General features: G+C 38.9%; 18 protein-coding genes. All 18 read right to left on the reverse strand.

Annotated features, from left to right (window positions below; genetic code table 11):
• Nucleotides 1-7 precede the first annotated feature (7 nt).
• The 18 genes from dapG to rimP all read right to left on the reverse strand — a co-directional run bounded on the left by dapG (nt 8) and on the right by rimP (nt 17,239).
• Nucleotides 8-1,252, reverse strand: coding sequence for an aspartate kinase (gene dapG / locus J7E63_RS02985; RefSeq protein ID WP_215010221.1), 1,245 nt, complete (start codon nt 1,250-1,252; stop codon nt 8-10).
• A 33-nt stretch (nt 1,253-1,285) separates the two neighbouring features.
• Nucleotides 1,286-2,335 carry an aspartate-semialdehyde dehydrogenase gene (gene asd / locus J7E63_RS02990; protein ID WP_215010222.1) on the reverse strand — a complete coding sequence of 350 codons (1,050 nt, stop codon included), beginning with the start codon at nt 2,333-2,335 and terminating at the stop codon, nt 1,286-1,288.
• A gap of 194 nt (nt 2,336-2,529) precedes the next feature.
• Complete coding sequence (gene dpaB / locus J7E63_RS02995) at nt 2,530-3,129, reverse strand: dipicolinate synthase subunit B (protein WP_026566481.1); 600 nt, start codon at nt 3,127-3,129, stop codon at nt 2,530-2,532.
• The gene (gene dpaA, locus J7E63_RS03000) at nt 3,126-4,028 is read right to left on the reverse strand and encodes a dipicolinic acid synthetase subunit A (RefSeq protein WP_168242784.1); all 903 of its coding nucleotides are present in this window, start codon (nt 4,026-4,028) and stop codon (nt 3,126-3,128) included. The genes dpaB and dpaA overlap by 4 nt, the downstream gene beginning before the upstream one ends.
• Nucleotides 4,029-4,399: 371 nt before the next feature.
• On the reverse strand, nt 4,400-4,642 hold the full coding sequence (locus J7E63_RS03005; protein WP_088086400.1) for a YlmC/YmxH family sporulation protein: 243 nt from the start codon (nt 4,640-4,642) through the stop codon (nt 4,400-4,402).
• Between the two features lie 153 nt (nt 4,643-4,795).
• Complete coding sequence (locus J7E63_RS03010) at nt 4,796-6,034, reverse strand: M16 family metallopeptidase (RefSeq protein WP_215010223.1); 1,239 nt, start codon at nt 6,032-6,034, stop codon at nt 4,796-4,798.
• A gap of 102 nt (nt 6,035-6,136) precedes the next feature.
• On the reverse strand, nt 6,137-7,063 hold the full coding sequence (locus tag J7E63_RS03015; RefSeq protein ID WP_215010224.1) for a polysaccharide deacetylase family protein: 927 nt from the start codon (nt 7,061-7,063) through the stop codon (nt 6,137-6,139).
• 180 nt (nt 7,064-7,243) lie between these two features.
• Complete coding sequence (gene pnp, locus J7E63_RS03020; RefSeq protein WP_215010225.1) at nt 7,244-9,358, reverse strand: polyribonucleotide nucleotidyltransferase; 2,115 nt, start codon at nt 9,356-9,358, stop codon at nt 7,244-7,246.
• Between the two features lie 243 nt (nt 9,359-9,601).
• The gene (rpsO, locus tag J7E63_RS03025) at nt 9,602-9,871 is read right to left on the reverse strand and encodes a 30S ribosomal protein S15 (RefSeq protein WP_026566475.1); all 270 of its coding nucleotides are present in this window, start codon (nt 9,869-9,871) and stop codon (nt 9,602-9,604) included.
• 159 nt (nt 9,872-10,030) lie between these two features.
• On the reverse strand, nt 10,031-10,996 hold the full coding sequence (gene ribF / locus J7E63_RS03030; RefSeq protein ID WP_215010226.1) for a bifunctional riboflavin kinase/FAD synthetase: 966 nt from the start codon (nt 10,994-10,996) through the stop codon (nt 10,031-10,033).
• A gap of 35 nt (nt 10,997-11,031) precedes the next feature.
• Entirely contained in the window at nt 11,032-11,946 is a 915-nt protein-coding gene (truB, locus tag J7E63_RS03035; protein ID WP_215010227.1) for a tRNA pseudouridine(55) synthase TruB, read from the reverse strand.
• 57 nt (nt 11,947-12,003) lie between these two features.
• Complete coding sequence (gene rbfA, locus J7E63_RS03040) at nt 12,004-12,375, reverse strand: 30S ribosome-binding factor RbfA (protein WP_088086394.1); 372 nt, start codon at nt 12,373-12,375, stop codon at nt 12,004-12,006.
• Nucleotides 12,376-12,392: 17 nt separating this feature from the next.
• Nucleotides 12,393-12,674, reverse strand: a complete 282-nt coding sequence (locus tag J7E63_RS03045) for a DUF503 domain-containing protein (RefSeq protein WP_088086393.1) — start codon at nt 12,672-12,674, stop codon at nt 12,393-12,395.
• The gene (gene infB / locus J7E63_RS03050) at nt 12,671-14,989 is read right to left on the reverse strand and encodes a translation initiation factor IF-2 (protein ID WP_215010228.1); all 2,319 of its coding nucleotides are present in this window, start codon (nt 14,987-14,989) and stop codon (nt 12,671-12,673) included. Before infB ends, J7E63_RS03045 begins: the two co-directional genes overlap by 4 nt.
• A gap of 19 nt (nt 14,990-15,008) precedes the next feature.
• Nucleotides 15,009-15,311 carry a YlxQ family RNA-binding protein gene (locus J7E63_RS03055; protein ID WP_088086391.1) on the reverse strand — a complete coding sequence of 101 codons (303 nt, stop codon included), beginning with the start codon at nt 15,309-15,311 and terminating at the stop codon, nt 15,009-15,011.
• A gap of 8 nt (nt 15,312-15,319) precedes the next feature.
• Nucleotides 15,320-15,592 carry an RNase P modulator RnpM gene (gene rnpM, locus J7E63_RS03060; RefSeq protein WP_088086390.1) on the reverse strand — a complete coding sequence of 91 codons (273 nt, stop codon included), beginning with the start codon at nt 15,590-15,592 and terminating at the stop codon, nt 15,320-15,322.
• Nucleotides 15,593-15,611: 19 nt separating this feature from the next.
• A complete protein-coding gene (nusA, locus tag J7E63_RS03065) occupies nt 15,612-16,733 on the reverse strand; it encodes a transcription termination factor NusA (protein WP_215000376.1) in 1,122 nt (373 codons plus the stop codon).
• Between the two features lie 35 nt (nt 16,734-16,768).
• Nucleotides 16,769-17,239, reverse strand: a complete 471-nt coding sequence (gene rimP / locus J7E63_RS03070) for a ribosome maturation factor RimP (RefSeq protein ID WP_098933006.1) — start codon at nt 17,237-17,239, stop codon at nt 16,769-16,771.
• Between the last annotated feature and the right edge of the window lie 3 nt (nt 17,240-17,242).

The raw sequence follows: 17,242 nt of genomic DNA on the forward strand, positions 1-17,242 counted from the left end.
AAATCATCTATAAATCTGAAAGATTAAATTCAAATGATTCTTCTTCTAATTGAAAAGCATCATGAAGGGCATTTACGGATTTAACCAAGTCCTCCTGCTTTACAAGTACCCAAATCGTAGTATGACTATCTGCAGATTGTAGTATCCGAATTCCATGATCCGATAAGGCCGTTACGATTTTCGAAGTAACTCCAGGAACTCCGGCAATCCCTGCACCAACAACAGAAACTTTTGCACAATGACGCTCTACGACAGGATCATGACCTAATTTGTTTAAAACCTGTATTGCTCGATCGGTCATTTCCTCTGTTACTGTATAGATTACTCCGTTTGGCGAAATATTTATAAAATCTACACTGATTCCTTCATTGGCCATCGCCTTAAATACTTCTGCCTGCAAGTAATATTGATCCTTTTTAGCGAATACCTTTATTTGCGTTACATTTGAAACGTGAGCGATTCCAGTTACAACTCGTTCCTTTATGTCACTGCCACGATTATTTTTATTTAATGAGGTTACCAAAGTTCCTAAATTATCTGAGTAGGTTGAGCGAATCCGAATTGGTACTTTTGCCTGCATTGCGATTTCAACTGCTCGTGGATGAATGACCTTTGCACCCTGATAAGCCATATTACACACTTCTGTGTAAGTTACTATAGGAAGTGGCCGTGCATTTTCTGCAATGCGTGGATCGGCTGTCATAATTCCTTCCACATCGGTAAAAATATCTATCCATTCTGCATTAAGGGCAGCACCTAAAGCTGCAGCTGAGGTATCACTTCCGCCACGACCAATTGTGGTAATATCGCCATTTTTGGCAGCTCCTTGAAAACCGGCAACCACTACAACATCATTTTTCTCTAACTCACTTAGCAACCTGTCACATTTCATTTCATTGATTTTTGCATTTGTGTGGTCGTTGTTTGTTCGGAAGCCTGCTTGAGCGCCAGTTAATGCAGCAGCATTAATACCCTTTTTCACTAACATATTTACAAAAACGACACTAGAAATAATCTCACCGCAGGACAATAATAAGTCGTGTTCCCGTTTTGAGATTTTGCTTAAGTTCCCATCGATTAATGAAAGTAATGTGTCCGTAGCATAAGGGTCACCTTTTCTTCCCATCGCACTGACAACGACAACCACTTTATAGCCATCAGCTAAAGCTTTCTCGATATGGCCTTCCGCATATTTCCTACCTTTTTCATCTCTTACAGATGTACCGCCAAATTTTTGAACAATAATTTTCATGGTGACACCAAAACCTGCCTTTTTGATGTAACTTTATTTTACAATACCTAATTTAACTAAACTTTCTGCGATTTGAACAGAATTCCAAGCTGCTCCTTTGAGTAAGTTATCAGAAACCACCCACATATGGAAACCACGAGGCTCATCAATGTCTTTTCTAATCCGTCCAACAAATACATCATTTTTCCCAACGCAATTCGCAGGCATAGGATATAGTTGATTTTCCGGATCATCCTGCAAAATAACACCGGGGGCATCTTTTAATAATGCTTTAATGTCATTCGCACTTATGTCATCCGCTTCAATTTCAAAATAAACAGATTCAGAATGACCTACTGCTACTGGTAGTCTTACACAAGTAGCGGAAACCTGTAATTCTGGTAAGTGCATGATTTTTTTTGTTTCATTAATCATTTTCATTTCTTCAAATGTATATCCATTGTCTTGAAATTTATCAATTTGTGGAATCGCATTAAAAGCAATTTGATAGTGATTTTTATCTGATTTGACAGGTAAAATCTTAGGCTCGTATGCTTCACCGTTTAAGATTGAACGAGTTTGTTCCATTAATTCCTCGACAGCAGCGGCACCAGATCCTGAAACAGCTTGATATGTTGAAACAATAACTTTTTTCAACCCAAATTGTTGACGGATTGGCTCAAGTGCTACAACCATTTGGATGGTAGAACAATTGGGATTAGCAATAATACCATTTTGATGATGAAGGTCCGCTTCGTTCACTTCAGGTACGACTAATGGTGTATTCTCATCCATTCTAAAAGCGCTAGTGTTGTCCACCACGATAGCACCACGTTTAACAGCTTCTGGACCTAGTTCCTTTGATACACTCCCGCCCGCACTGAATAAGGCAATCTCGACCCCTTCAAAACTCTCAGGCTTTGCTTCTTCAATGGTATATTCCTGACCATTAACCTCCACTTTTTTACCAGCTGAACGTGCGGATGATAATAAAGTAAGTTTTCTGATTGGGAAGTTCTCTTTTATTAAAGTGTGAATCATTTGTTGTCCTACTGCTCCTGTTGCTCCAACAACAGCAACGTGATATCCATTTTGTTGATTCATTACAGGTTCCCCTTCCATACTAGCTGGTCATTATATTTCAAAAAGGAATTGGCCTTTATATAGCTGCCAGCATGTTATTCATATTTTTTATTATCTCATCAGTGGGTAATGAAACTCCCCACTGATGATAGAATAATTTATTTTACCATATTCCTTTAAAGAAATAACCTTTTTTGATGAATGAGGGGGGATAATTAGTCAGAATCTTTATATCTTTCTACTAACACTGGTTGAATTTGTTTCCCTTCGATCGCAGCTTCAACTGTTTCTGTGAGTAACGTCATTCTTGCTACCATTGAATTTGGCTTTTTTATTGGGTCATCCTGGCCATAGGGAATAAAATAAATATTCTTTGTTGCCATTAGCCTCATTAAGTTTACTCCATTTAATCCAAGTGCATCGTTAGTCGAAATTCCGAGTACAACGGGCTTTAAATTTCTCAATGTTGCTTTCGCAGCCATTAATACTGGACTATCGTTCATTGCGTTGGCAAATTTACTCATTGATACGCCGGTTAATGGAGCAATGACCATACAATCAAGAGGGATTTTGGGTCCCAGCGGCTCGGCTTTGACGATCGAATCAATGACTTTATTTCCTGTTAAATCTTCAATTCGCTGGATCCAATCCTCCCCTTTACCAAACCGGGTGTCTGTATTTTTAACTGTAAAAGTTACCACTGGCATTACTTCAGCACCGGCTTGAACTAATTTTTCTATTTCAGGGAATACTGCATCGTACGTACAATGAGAGCCAGTTAAGCCAAAGCCAATTCTTTTACCCTTTAAACTCATTTCACTTTCCCCTTTCGCTTTCGTAAATCATCTTGGAGCAGTTGAGCAAGAACATTTGCCAGAATTTGGCCGGCTGTTTTTGGTGCAACAATCCCTGGCAATCCCGGGGCAAGCAATGCTTTTATTCCCCTTTTCTCCGCATATCTAAAATCAGTTCCTCCCGGCTTTGATGCAAGGTCAATAATGAGCGTATGTGATGGCATTTTAGAAATAACCATCGCTGTTACGATTAAATGTGGTGCTGTGTTAATTAATATATCTGTATTCTTTACTTCATTTTCCAAATCCTTCAAATGAAACGGCGTTAAGCCCATCTCAGTGATTCTTGCCAAATGTTCACTTTTCCTAGCCCCTACCTTAACTTTTGCTCCAAGGGCTGCGAATGTTCTCGCCACACTCATACCAACTCTGCCTAACCCTAGAACCGTAATATTCGACCCATGTATTGTAAAATCAGTGTGTTGGATCGCCATCATAATCGTCCCTTCTACTGTAGGGATTGAATTATAGATGGCCACATCATCCCTTTCAAATAACTGAATAAGAGTCCGTTTAGCTTGCTTGGTAATCCCATTTAAATAAGCATTGCTGATTCCTGAATAAATCGTACAATGTTCTGGAGTCTTGGAGAGTAAATCCCCTGTCAAAATAACCTTTTCATTTGAAAAGATTGTTTCTACCTGCCCTTCTAAATTTGTACCAGGCACTGGCAAGATCAGGGTATCCACTGTTGAAAAGTCCACCTCATCCAGCTTTTCCTTGACCGCACCTGTAAAAGCATGATCAAGCTGTTCAAAACCAATAAGCGATAATCTCGCATCTAATTCAGTTAACTTACGGATGATTTCCAGCTGTCTGGCATCCCCGCCAATCACGGCAATCTGCATCCCTGTCAGCATGAAAACATTCACCTTCTTCTTTTTAAAAATCCTACAAAATTCCTTTTCTATATATCACTTCACCATCTTATGTAGGTTAACTTCATTCGGTGAGTTTTCCATACGTACTAAATAAAAAAGCCCAAGCAAGTTGACACTTGCTTGGGCTTTTTTGTCGTTTAGGAAATTATAAAATAATTAATTGTGGATAACTTTGAAATAGTTCTTTGAATCCAGCTCCAGCGCCCAGCGGCTAGTGTACTTCGCTCTCCGCCCTACGATAAGTCAACATCGAATCGCTTACGCTCTCCGTGTTTCCTTTATCTCAGTTGGAGCGCTCCAGTCCATACGCCGCTAAACGGGCGCTTGCGCCTTTTGTTCCTGAAGTGATTTTAATCTTCATCCGGTACATCGATTATTATCATATCTGATCCTATCTTTTTAATGTGCTGCCAAGGAACTCTGATTTCTTCCCCTTGTTTTCGGAAGCCAAACCATTTAATTGAAGGTATTAGCAGTGCTTGAATTTGTCCGGTGCCTTCATTAATCTCTAAATCCGTTTGTCCAAGTACACCTAGCCGTTCTGCCTTTTTTACGTCAACAATTTCCTTTCCACTTAATTCACTTAACCTCAATACAAGATCCCCCCTTCATTTGCCCCTTATTAATAGTTTATAAGTGGAAGTCCCTATTTAGACTAAGAAAAGCACACGCGCTATTAAGTGGATCTTTAGTATCTAGGACAACAAAAAAGAGGTAATCCATCAGCATGGAATACCTCTTTTCTTTTATGATAATGCATTCGGAAATTCTCCGTCTGGACTAATTAAAGTCACGGAATAGTTGTCTGTAAAAACGGCCTTTGTCATTTCGTCCACACTTTTTTTGGTAACTCCATCAATCTGATCAATAATTTCATCCAGTGAACGATGACGTTTTAATAAAAGTTCATTTTTACCATTACGACTCATCCTGCTATTCGTACTTTCAAGACTTAGCATCAAGCTGCCCTTAAGCTGCTCTTTACTATTAGTTAATTCCCTTTCAGTAATGCCTTCTTGCTTTAATTTATTAAGTGTTTCTTGGATGGTTTCAAATAGTACATTCAGCTGTTTAGCACCTGTTCCACCGTAAACCGTCACAATCCCACTATCTTGAAAAGCTGAATGGTAAGAGAAAACTGAATATGCTAAGCCCCTTTGCTCACGGACTTCCTGAAATAATCTCGAGCTCATGCTGCCGCCCAATATATTATTTAATGTAATTAAGCTGTAGATGTCTTCATGCCCAACCTTTAATCCTTCAAAACCAATACATAAATGGGCCTGTTCCGTATCTTTCTTGCGCGAAATTCGATTCGAATGGAAGGTAGGGATATTTTCAATTGCTTGGTTGTTAGCACCTTTATAGGATCCAAAATACTTTTCGACTTCTTTAATAAATGTTTCAGATACATTGCCTGCGATTGAGATAACAACATTTTCAGGAGTATACCTTTCATGAATATATTCCTTTAACGTTTGGCCAGTAAACGTATTAAGTATTTCCTCTGTACCTAGTATTGGATATCCTAGTGGATGATCTCCATACACTGCTCTACTAAGTAAATCATGAACAATATCGTCTGGAGTATCTTCGTACATTTTTATTTCTTCTAAGACTACATTTCTCTCTTTGTTTAGTTCCTCTTCCACAAAAGTGGAGTTAAAGAACATATCAGCTAACACATCTAGTGCAAATTGGGAATGTGTATCAAGGACTTTTGCATAATAGCAGGTATACTCCTTTGAAGTAAACGCATTCACCTGTCCGCCAATACTATCAAAGGATTCGGCAATTTCCTTAGCAGACCTTGTGGTAGTACCTTTAAAGAACATATGTTCTAGAAAATGCGAAATACCATTGTTTTGTGGGTGCTCATCTCTTGAACCCGTACCAATCCATACGCCTATTGCAACTGAACGTACAGTAGGGATATTTTCTAAAACAATTCTAACTCCATTTTGACAAGTATATTTATTAATCATCGACTTCCTCCAGTCTATATACAGAAGCTGCTTTTACTCCATCTATCATTATACTTAGTAAAATGTTTTTTCTCCAATTTTCAGTATATCTTACTGTGATTATTACTCAACTCTTTCTTCGCTCATTAACTCAGAAACTGTTCCAATTTCAAGGTTTTTTTGTTTGATCTGCGTGATTAAGCGATCGAGCGATTTCGCAGTTGCTTCTGTTGGATGCATAAGGACCATTGAGCCATTATTAATTTTTGTCATTACACGATTTATAAGTACATCTGGTGATGGTTTTCTCCAGTCAACCGTATCAACGGTCCACATAACCGTCATCATTTTTAATTCGTTGGCAACTTTTATTGTCTCATCCCGAAAACTGCCACTAGGCGGAGCAAACCAAACACATTTCTCACCTGTAGCTGCTTCTATAATTTCATTCGTTTTCACCATTTGTTCCCTTGCTTTTCCAGCCGTCAATTGTTTCATATCAGGATGAGAATAGGAATGATTCCCCACTTCATGACCAGAGCTGACAATCATTTTAGCAAGATCTGGATTTTTTTTGACCCAATTTCCTTCTAAAAAAAAACTAACCTTTATATTATGTCTTTTAAGAGTAGCAAGCATCTCCGATAAATATTCATTCCCCCACGCTACATTAATAATAAACGTTACCATTGGTTTATTAGGGTTACCTTTATAAATTGGAGCTGGCGGCAAATCTTCAAGGTGAACCTTTGGCTTATTCTGGGTATAAACAAGGTTCTTTTCATTAAAAACACCTTTGTCTTTCATATGCTTATAGGAAGCTGCAATGTTAACCTCTCGCCCATTATAGCCCGGAATTGCCTTCCAGACCCTATCAATAGTCGCATCTATAGGCGGTATTTCATATGTAGGGGCATTTTTAACAATACTTTGATAAAGAGGGTCTGACACTTTTGCTGTTGGCAGAGCTGATTCCTTTTTTATAAAAGGATTACCCACGGCGATCCAAACTGCTAAACAAATTCCAATGAGGATAAATACCTTTTTCATCTAACCTTCCCCCTTTCCATACAGATTATGTATTAGAGGGACAAGGTAGAACTTCAGGATACTGTAACGGCTGATTCTAAAGAATGTAGAGTGAAAGTATACAACGATCATACATGGAAAAAGCCAGGGTTTATCCCCTGACTTCCTTATCGTCTCAGATTAAATGTTCTGAGTCTCTTGTTATTTGTTTTCAGCCTTTTCACGCTGTTCCTTTAAAATAGCTTTACGTGAAAGGTTTACACGGCCCTGTTTATCAATTTCGGTTACTTTCACTAGAAGTTCGTCCCCGATCTTAACAACATCCTCCACTTTACCTACACGTTCTTCGGCAAGTTCAGATATATGAACGAGACCATCTTTACCAGCAAAGATTTCCACGAAGGCTCCAAATTTTTCAATTCGTTTTACCTTACCAAGATACATTTCGCCTACTTGAACTTCACGAACAATATCTTCGATGATTTTCTTTGCCTTTTGGTTCATTTCTTGATTTGTAGAGGCAATAAATACGGTACCATCCTGCTCGATATCAATCTTAACGCCAGTTTCCTCAATAATCTTATTGATTTGTTTACCACTCGGTCCGATAACGTCCCTAATCTTATCTGGGTTAATTGACATGGTTAAAATCTTAGGTGCAAACTGTGAAAGTTCTGCTCTTGGTTCCGTAATGGTAGCAAGCATTGAATCTAAGATGTGCATTCGGCCAACCTTTGCCTGCTGGAGGGCTTCTTCTAATATTTCACGAGAAAGACCTTCAATCTTAATATCCATTTGAAGTGCAGTAACCCCTTTAGCAGTACCTGCTACTTTAAAATCCATATCCCCAAGATGGTCTTCCATTCCTTGAATATCAGACAAAACAGTATAATGTTCTCCAGATTTTACAAGTCCCATTGCAATTCCTGCTACAGGGGCCTTAATCGGAACACCTGCATCCATCATCGCTAATGTACTAGCACAAATACTTGCCTGCGAAGTGGAACCATTAGATTCAAGTACCTCAGATACAAGTCGAATGGTATATGGGAAATCCTTTTCAGATGGAATAATCGGTTCAAGGGCACGTTCACCAAGGGCACCGTGACCAATTTCACGACGACCTGGTCCTCGGATTGGGCCAGTTTCACCAACACTGAATTGAGGGAAGTTATAATGATGCATAAAGCGCTTTTCTTCCTCAATTCCAAGACCATCAAGAATTTGTACATCACCCATTGCGCCGAGAGTACAAATGCTTAGGGCTTGAGTTTGTCCACGTGTGAAAAGTCCAGAACCGTGGGTACGTGGTAAAATACTTATTTGTGAAGAAAGCGGACGGATTTCATCAATCTTTCGGCCATCAGGACGAATCTTCTCCACTGTTATTAAGCGGCGAACCTCACCTTTTACAATCTTGTCCAATATTTGCTTTACTTGCTTCATATCTTCATCTGCAGCTTCTTGTTCCACAAATTTGGCAATCACTTGGTTTTTGACTTCTTTAATGGCATCTTCACGGGCATGCTTTTCTTGGACCTGAATGGCTTTTACCATATCAGCTTCGCATATTCCCCTTACTTCTGCCTCAAGTTCCTTATCTATTTCGTAAAGATTGATCTCTCTTTTTGGCTTGCCAATTTCAACGACAATTTTCTCTTGGAACTCAATTAACCGTTTAATCTCACCATGGCCATACATAATTGCTTCTAGCATAGTTTCTTCAGGAACCTCTAACGCACCTGCTTCTACCATATTGATTGCATCTTTAGTACCTGCAACAGTTAAATGGATATCACTTTTTTCAGCTTGTTCTACAGTTGGGTTAATAACAAATTCATTGTTAACCCGTCCTACGATAACACCAGCAATCGGTCCTTCAAAAGGAATATCTGATGTACTAAGTGCTAACGAAGATCCGAACATTGCAGCCATTTCAGTAGAACAATCCTGATCCACACTCATGACAATACTAATAACTTGAACATCATTACGAAAGCCATCAGCAAATAGCGGACGAATCGGTCTGTCAATTAGTCTGCTTGCCAAAATTGCCTTTTCACTCGGACGACCCTCGCGTTTAATAAAGCCACCTGGGATTTTTCCGACAGCATATAAACGTTCCTCATAGTTAACTGTTAATGGAAAAAAGTCTAAGTTTTTTGGTTCCTTTGAGGCTGTTGCCGTACTCAATACTGCTGTATCTCCATAGCGTACCAAGACTGCACCGTTTGCTTGCTTTGCTAATTGTCCAATTTCGACAGTTAATTTACGGCCTGCCCAAACCATGGAATATTCATGTTTCAATTGTTCCATATTTTTACCCCTCTCTATCTAAATCACTTAGGAGGATGATGCGAAAATTTTCACTTCCGCTGTACTCATCATTCTAAATCTAACTATTATTAAAAAGCTTAGAAAGCTATTGTTTAAATGCGAAATCACCTTAATAGTATGCACAAAAAAGTCATGACTTAAAAATATGTATAAAAAATTCTTTATTTTCTTTTCCTCTTTTTAAAGCTAATAAAAAAGCGGGAATAATCCCGCTTCTGTAAACTAACGACGTAGACCAAGCTTATTAATTAACACACGGTAACGTTGAACATCTTTGTTACGTAGGAATGTTAAAAGATTACGACGTTTACCAACCATTTTCAAAAGACCGCGACGTGAGTGGTGATCTTTTTTATGAGTACGTAAGTGCTCATTCAAATTGTTGATTGATTCTGTAAGGACAGCGATTTGAACTTCTGCAGATCCAGTGTCGCTTTCATGAGTTTTAAACTCATTGATAAGTTCATTTTTACGTTCTTGAGTGATTGCCATCCGGATTCACCTCCTAAATTTTACAAATCCCCTGGTACCGAGCAAGCGTTGGTGATTCGTCTTGCCAAGTAGAGGTTATTTTTAATACGTTAATAAGAATACAACTTTTCACATCAAAAAGCAAGGCTATAACGAAGTTTATTGTAGGAAAAACGCCTTTTATAAGTGAGAATGTGGAAGATTGTCTTGTTTTTTAAAATACTCTAGTGAATTTTGCTTATCTCTTTCAATTTGTGCAACGAGCTCTTCAATCCCTGAAAATTTTTGTTCCTTACGTAAGGGAAGATGCCACTCGATGACCACTTCTTCACCATAGATATCTTTATTAAAGTCAAATAAATGAACTTCAACAGAAGGATGTAAGGCTTCCTTATTAAATGTGGGTTTATAACCAATATTACAGACTCCATTGTACCATTGGGTTTCAACTTTCATTCTTACTGCATATACGCCGGTCGGCGGGATCATGTAATCGTCATTTAAGTCAACATTCGCCGTTGGAAAGCCAATCGTCCTGCCTCGTTTATCACCATGAATGACTTTGCCCGATGTTGTATAAAATCGTCCAAGAAGTGATAAAAGCGCGTCTGTTTTTCCTTCTTTAAGCAAAGTTCTAATTCTAGTTGAACTAACCTTTTGATCACCTTGAGTATACTTTGGAACGACCGAATAAGAAAATTGATCTCTTGAATGGAAGGGCAATGTTTCCATCGTCCCCTTTCCCATTCGCCCATAGGTAAAATCAAAACCAGCAACTACGTGCATAACGTTTAGCCGAATAACATATTGATCAATGAATTCCTGTGGAAGCAAATTGGCAAATTCAGTAGTAAAGTTAATGATAAATAAATAATCAATACCAAGTTCTTCAATAATTTTTATTTTTTCAGATAATGGAGTAATATACTGTATCTGCTGTTCCGTTTTTCCTAATACTACCGAAGGATGGGGGTCAAATGTCATGACCGCACTGCAAATTCCTTTTTCCTCAGCATGCCTTTTTGCCTCAAGAATTACCTGCTGATGGCCACGGTGCACTCCATCAAAGTAGCCCATAGCCATTGCTAGGGGCGGAAATTCAACATTTGTTATATCGTATGGAAATCTAAGCTTAATTACTTCCAAAGAAACTCACCTTTTCTATACCGTACCTTTTTCATCTAATCATTACGTAACACTTTAACTGGTTTAAAGAGGTCTGGCTTGCTTGGATGTTTTGAATAAATAGCAAGAGCCAGTCCATCAGCAGTTTCAGCGACAATCGGTCCGTTACTAGTTTTTAAATGCTCTGGCATTTGTAATAATGCGCCATTTTTCACTTTCTCTGCTACTTTATCATTAATTAGTAATTTCGGCAAATGAGAAAGTGCTGTTTCTAAAGGCCTTAATACACTTGAAATTGTCCCAGCCTCCATATGTTTTTCAATTTCATCAAACGTCAAACAATCCTCCAATGAAAAAGCAGCAGATTGAACTCTTTGTAAAAAGGACATATGAGCAGGGAAGCCCAGAATTTCACCAATCATTACCGCTAAGGTCCGGATGTACGTCCCTTTACTGCAACTGACCTTAAACCTAAACTGTACAGTTTCACCGATAAATTCATCACGGTCATCTAATAATTCGATGGAATAAATCGTTACCTTTCTAGTGGGACGTTCGACTTCTATACCCTTCCGTGCATATTCATAAAGACGAACCCCTCCCACTTTTACTGCCGAGAACATAGGCGGTGTTTGTTCAATTTCACCGGTTATTGAATGAAAAACTTGGAGAATCTCTTCTCGTCGAATGGTCCGATCCACTGGTTTCTGCTCCACAATTTCACCAGAAGCATCTTCAGTAGTAGTCGAAAAACCAATTGTTACTTCTCCCTCATACGATTTACCAGCATCGGTTATGTATTCAGCAACTTTTGTTGCTTTCCCTATACAAATTGGAAGCACTCCTGTTACGTCTGGATCAAGAGTACCCGTATGCCCTACCTTTTTTGTTTTTAAAATCTTCCGCAATCTAAACACACAATCATGGGATGTCAAACCCGCAGGCTTATATAACGGTAATATTCCTTCCAATTAAAATCCTCCAATCAAAAAATTATCAAAAAAAAAGGATAGACAATGTCTATCCAATTATTCTTCTTCACTTTTTTCTAAAGGCTTTTCATCCTTATGCAGTTGATGAAGAAGTGTATCAATTCGATTCCCGTAATCGATAGATTCATCCCATTCAAAGATGATTTCCGGTGTTTTACGAAGGCGAATACGGTGGCCAATTTCGGTCCGAATAAAACCTTTTGCTTTGGCCAGCCCTTTTAAGGTATTTTCCCTTTGCTCTTCATCACCTAATACGGAAATATACACTTTCGCCTGTTGTAAATCTCCTGTTACTTCAACGTCGGTAACCGTCACAAAACCAATACGTGGATCTTTGATTTTGCGACCGATGATGTCACCTAGTTCTTTTTTCATTTGTTCTCCAACACGATTTGCTCTGTGGCTCATCACATTCACCTCTTAACTTAAAGCCATTCAATCTCGGTGATCGTTCTCTCTATTTCTGGAAATGAGTCGATTAATTTCAAAGCATTTTGCAACTCATGTTCCGTCGATACACGCGTGGAAGTTACGACAACTATGGCAATTTTCGTTCGTTGCCACATATCCTGAAAGCCAACTTCTGATACAGAAACATTAAATTTCTGTTTTAAGCGTGTAAGGATTCGTTGAAGGACAGCCCGTTTCTCTTTTAAAGAATGAGCATCATAGATCATACATTCACATTCGGCCACACCGATGATCATTTACGTTCAATTTCTTCCATTACGTATGCTTCAATGATGTCTCCTTCTTTAACATCATTAAAGTTTTTAATTGTAATACCACATTCGTAACCTTGGGCAACTTCTTTTACATCATCTTTAAATCGTTTTAACGCATCAATATTACCTTCAAAAGTGACAACACCGTTACGAATTAAACGAATACCGCTGTCGCGGGTAATTTTACCATCCGTTACATATGAACCAGCAATGGTTCCTACCTTTGAAACTTTAAAGGTTTGACGGATTTCTGCTTGACCAATTATTTTTTCTTGGAATTCAGGATCAAGCATACCTTTCATTGCTGCTTCAATCTCTTCAATTACTTTATAAATTATACGGTGAAGACGGACGTCAACTTTCTCCGCTTCTGCTGCACGTTTCGCATTTACATCAGGGCGAACGTTAAAACCGATGACGATGGCATTAGACGCAGCAGCAAGACTAATATCCGACTCATTAATTGCTCCAGCACCGCTATGAATAATTTTGATGTTAACACCTTCAACATCTATTTTTTGAAGAGAAGCGGCAACGGCTTCAGCAGACCCTTGAACATCCGCTTTAAGAATGATGTTTAAATCCTTCATTTCACCTTGCTTTAATTGATCAAAAAGCGTTTCTAGACTAACAATGGATTTTTCACCACGTTGGGCTACTAGTGCTGTTTGAGCACGTGCTTCTCCAACTTGACGTGCGGTTTTTTCGTCTTCAAATACAACGAAACGATCTCCAGCTTGTGGCACGTCATTAAGTCCAGTTATTTCAACAGGAGTTGAAGGACCTGCCTCTTTGACACGGCGTCCTTTGTCATTCACCATTGCACGGACACGACCAAAGGTATGACCAACAACAATTGGATCACCAATTTTTAGTGTACCGTTTTGGACTAGTAAGGTTGCAACGGATCCACGACCTTTATCTAATTGTGCTTCGATAACAGTACCAACGGCTTTCCGATTTGGATTCGCTTTATATTCTTCTACTTCACTAACAAGTAATATCATTTCTAGAAGGGTGTCAATGCCTTCTCCCGTTTTTGCAGAAAGTGGTACAAAGATAGTATCTCCACCCCATGCTTCTGATACTAATCCATGTTCAGTCAACTCTTGCATTACACGGTCAGCATTTGCAGCTTCTTTATCCATTTTATTAACTGCTACAATAATTGGAACCTCGGCAGCCTTAGCATGGTTAATCGCTTCAACAGTTTGAGGCATAACACCATCATCTGCAGCTACTACTAGGATGGTAATATCAGTTATTTTAGCGCCACGTGCACGCATTGTCGTAAAGGCAGCGTGTCCTGGTGTATCAAGGAAGGTAATCTTTTTCCCGTTTTCAACCACTTGATAGGCACCAATATGCTGGGTAATTCCCCCCGCTTCACCTTCTGTAACCTTTGTGTTACGGATGGAATCTAACAAGGTTGTTTTACCGTGGTCAACGTGACCCATTATTGTTACAACAGAAGGTCTTTCCACTTGAGAATCCTCTGAATCCTCAGTAAAGTACACTTCAAGATCTGTTGTATCAACTTTAATTTCTTCTTCCACTTCAACCCCATATTCGCTTGCAATCAATTCAATCGCATCTTTATCTAAGACTTGATTAATTGTGGCCATGACACCTAGTAAAAAGAGCTTTTTAATAATCTCTGAAGGCTCACGGTAAATCTTCTTTGCTAATTCGCCAACAGTTAGAGATTCACTGAAAGTAATTTTCGCTGGAAGCTCCTTCTCTTTTTTCTTCTGTGGCTGGGCTTGTTGAACTGGTGTATGTGTTTTTTTCTTATTTTTATTATTATTATTACGATTTTGATTATTATTATAAGGCTTGGCCTTAGCTTTATCAGCATTGCTGAAAACCTTATTTTCTTTGGATTGATTTTCCTGGTTTTGCTTTTTGCCTTCGACCGTCTTTGGAGGAGAAACAACTTTTACCTTGCTAGGAGCGGCATTTTTATCAGCAGCTTCTTCAAATGCTTTAGGAGTTTTCGTCTGAACTTGCGGCCTTTGCGTTGACTGTGCAGGTCTTTGGTTTTGGCGCTGCGCTTGAGTTGGACGAGAGTTTGTTCGTTGTTGCTGCTGTCCATTTTGTTTATTCTCTGTGTTTTGCTGTGGCGCCTTGTTGTTATCCTTTTTACTGAATGTTTCGTCAAGCTTTTTAACTTCTGCTTCTTCTATTGTTGCCATATGATTGGAGACCTCTATATTCATTTCTTTTAGTTTTGTGATGATATCTTTACTTGAAATGTTGTGTTTTTTTGCATACTCATATACACGTATTTTACTCATCTTTTCACCCCCGCTAGATTTAATCGAGCAACGTTACCATTTTTTTGGCAAATCCATCATCCAGAACAGCTACAACAACGCGGGCTTCCTTGCCAATTGCTTGACCAAGAAGATGACGATTTTCCACAATTTTATATGGAACCTCATACGAATTACACTTATCAGTAATCTTTTTTGTCGTATTTGCAGAAGCATCTGCGGATAATAAAATGAGATGCGCCTTGCCGCTTTGAATCTGCTTCACGGTAAGCTCCTCACCTGATATGATTTTGCGTGCTCGATTGGCCAAGCCAAGCAATGACATCCATTGATTTTGTTTCATTTGGATTGTCAATTCTCCTTCTCTATAAGCTCAAGTAGCTCTTCGTATAACGAATCATTTATAGAAACCTGTAAGTGATTAGATAGGGTATTTTTTTTCTTGGCAAGTAAGACAGCTTCCTTGTCCCTTGAAAGGTAGGCACCCCTTCCGGATTTCTTCCCCGTCAGGTCGATGGATACCTCCCCTTCCTTTGAGCGAACGATGCGAACAAGTTCTTTTTTCGGTTTCATATCACCGGTTGCAACACACTTGCGCATAGGAACTTTTTTCTGATTGTTCATTCATCATTCACCTCACTTTTTAGTCCAACTCTTCTTCATAATCGAAATCAGTATCAACTTGATCATCAAAAAGCCTAATGGTTTCTTCACGTGGATAAATTCCATTCTCACGTGCTTCAGTTTCTGATTTAATATCAATTTTCCAGCCTGTTAGTTTTGCTGCTAGGCGGGCATTTTGTCCTCGTTTCCCGATTGCTAATGAAAGCTGATAATCAGGAACTACAACTGTTGTTGCTTTTTCATTCTCGTTAACCATAACATCTAATACTTTTGAGGGACTAAGTGAGTTTGCCACAAACACTACTGGGTCCGCTGACCACTTAACAATATCGATTTTTTCACCCTTTAATTCATTAACAACAGCTTGAACCCTCGCACCCTTAGGTCCAACACAAGACCCAACTGGATCTACCTCATTATTATCCGAGTGGACAGAAATCTTCGAGCGATCCCCTGCCTCACGGGCAACTGACTTAATTTCAACGGTTCCATCATAAATTTCAGGAACTTCAATTTCAAACAAACGTTTTAAGAGACCAGGATGTGTTCGAGATACGAATATTTGCGGCCCCTTGGTGGTCTTTTCAACTTTTGTAATAAATACTTTAATTCGATCATGAGGCTTATAACGTTCATTTGGCATTTGCTCGTTTACAGGTAATAATGCCTCGATTTTCCCGAGACTTACATAAATAAATTTAGAATCGAGTCTTTGAACAATACCAGTCATAATATCTTCTTCACGGTCAATAAATTCCGAATAAATAATTCCGCGTTCTGCTTCTCTTACACGTTGAGTAACCACTTGTTTGGCAGTTTGAGCTGCAATCCGCCCAAAGTCCTTGGGTGTAACTTCCATTTCAACAATATCTTCAACTTGGTAATTCGGTGTGATTTGTCTCGCATCCTCTAAGGAAATTTCGAGACGAGGGTCAAATACTTGATCGACCACTTCTTTTCTAGCAAAAACGCGCATTGATCCTGTCTGTAAATTTAAATCAATCCGAACATTCTGGGCTTGATTAAAATTTCGGCGATATGCCGAAACAAGAGCTGCTTCGATCGCTTCAATTAAAACATCTCTGGAAATACCTTTTTCTCTTTCCAGTATTGTAAGAGCATCTAATAATTCGCTGCTCATCTTTTTGTATCCCCCTATCCTTCATCTATATTTCATTACGAAAAAGTAACAGCTAATCGCGCGTTGGCTACTTTTTCATAGGGAATTTCAATTGTCTTCTTCCGGGTTTTAATCTTCATTTCGATTTTTAAATGTTGACCATCAAATTCTAATAATGTCCCTTCGAAGCTTTTCTCCCCATCAATCGGTTCATAAGTTTTGATAAAGACACTTTTACCTATTGCCTTTTGGAAATCTTTATCTTTTTTCAATGGACGCTCTGCTCCAGGTGAAGAAACTTCAAGAAAATAGTTATGGGGAATCGGATCAAGCTCATCGAGTTTTTCGCTGAGTTTTTCGCTAACGAGTCCGCAATCCTCAATATCAACACCGTTGTCTTTATCGATATATACGCGAAGAAACCAGCTTTTTCCTTCCTTCACATACTCAATTTCCACTAATTCCAAACCAAGCTCTTGAAAAATAGGCGTAGCCAGCTCTTCTACAACTTCCGTTACCTTGCTCATGCC

This window comes from Bacillus sp. ISL-75 (genome assembly GCF_018613095.1).

Coding starts and splice junctions, on each gene's coding strand:
- dapG (WP_215010221.1), bottom strand. CDS start 1,252: ATGAAAATTATTGTTCAAAAATTTGGCGGTACATCTGTAAGAGATGAA.
- asd (WP_215010222.1), bottom strand. CDS start 2,335: ATGAATCAACAAAATGGATATCACGTTGCTGTTGTTGGAGCAACAGGA.
- dpaB (WP_026566481.1), bottom strand. CDS start 3,129: ATGAGTTTAAAGGGTAAAAGAATTGGCTTTGGCTTAACTGGCTCTCAT.
- dpaA (WP_168242784.1), bottom strand. CDS start 4,028: ATGCTGACAGGGATGCAGATTGCCGTGATTGGCGGGGATGCCAGACAG.
- J7E63_RS03010 (WP_215010223.1), bottom strand. CDS start 6,034: ATGATTAATAAATATACTTGTCAAAATGGAGTTAGAATTGTTTTAGAA.
- J7E63_RS03015 (WP_215010224.1), bottom strand. CDS start 7,063: ATGAAAAAGGTATTTATCCTCATTGGAATTTGTTTAGCAGTTTGGATC.
- pnp (WP_215010225.1), bottom strand. CDS start 9,358: ATGGAACAATTGAAACATGAATATTCCATGGTTTGGGCAGGCCGTAAA.
- rpsO (WP_026566475.1), bottom strand. CDS start 9,871: ATGGCAATCACTCAAGAACGTAAAAATGAACTTATCAATGAGTTTAAA.
- rbfA (WP_088086394.1), bottom strand. CDS start 12,375: ATGAGCCACAGAGCAAATCGTGTTGGAGAACAAATGAAAAAAGAACTA.
- J7E63_RS03045 (WP_088086393.1), bottom strand. CDS start 12,674: ATGATCATCGGTGTGGCCGAATGTGAATGTATGATCTATGATGCTCAT.
- infB (WP_215010228.1), bottom strand. CDS start 14,989: ATGAGTAAAATACGTGTATATGAGTATGCAAAAAAACACAACATTTCA.
- J7E63_RS03055 (WP_088086391.1), bottom strand. CDS start 15,311: ATGAAACAAAATCAATGGATGTCATTGCTTGGCTTGGCCAATCGAGCA.
- rnpM (WP_088086390.1), bottom strand. CDS start 15,592: ATGAACAATCAGAAAAAAGTTCCTATGCGCAAGTGTGTTGCAACCGGT.
- nusA (WP_215000376.1), bottom strand. CDS start 16,733: ATGAGCAGCGAATTATTAGATGCTCTTACAATACTGGAAAGAGAAAAA.
- rimP (WP_098933006.1), bottom strand. CDS start 17,239: ATGAGCAAGGTAACGGAAGTTGTAGAAGAGCTGGCTACGCCTATTTTT.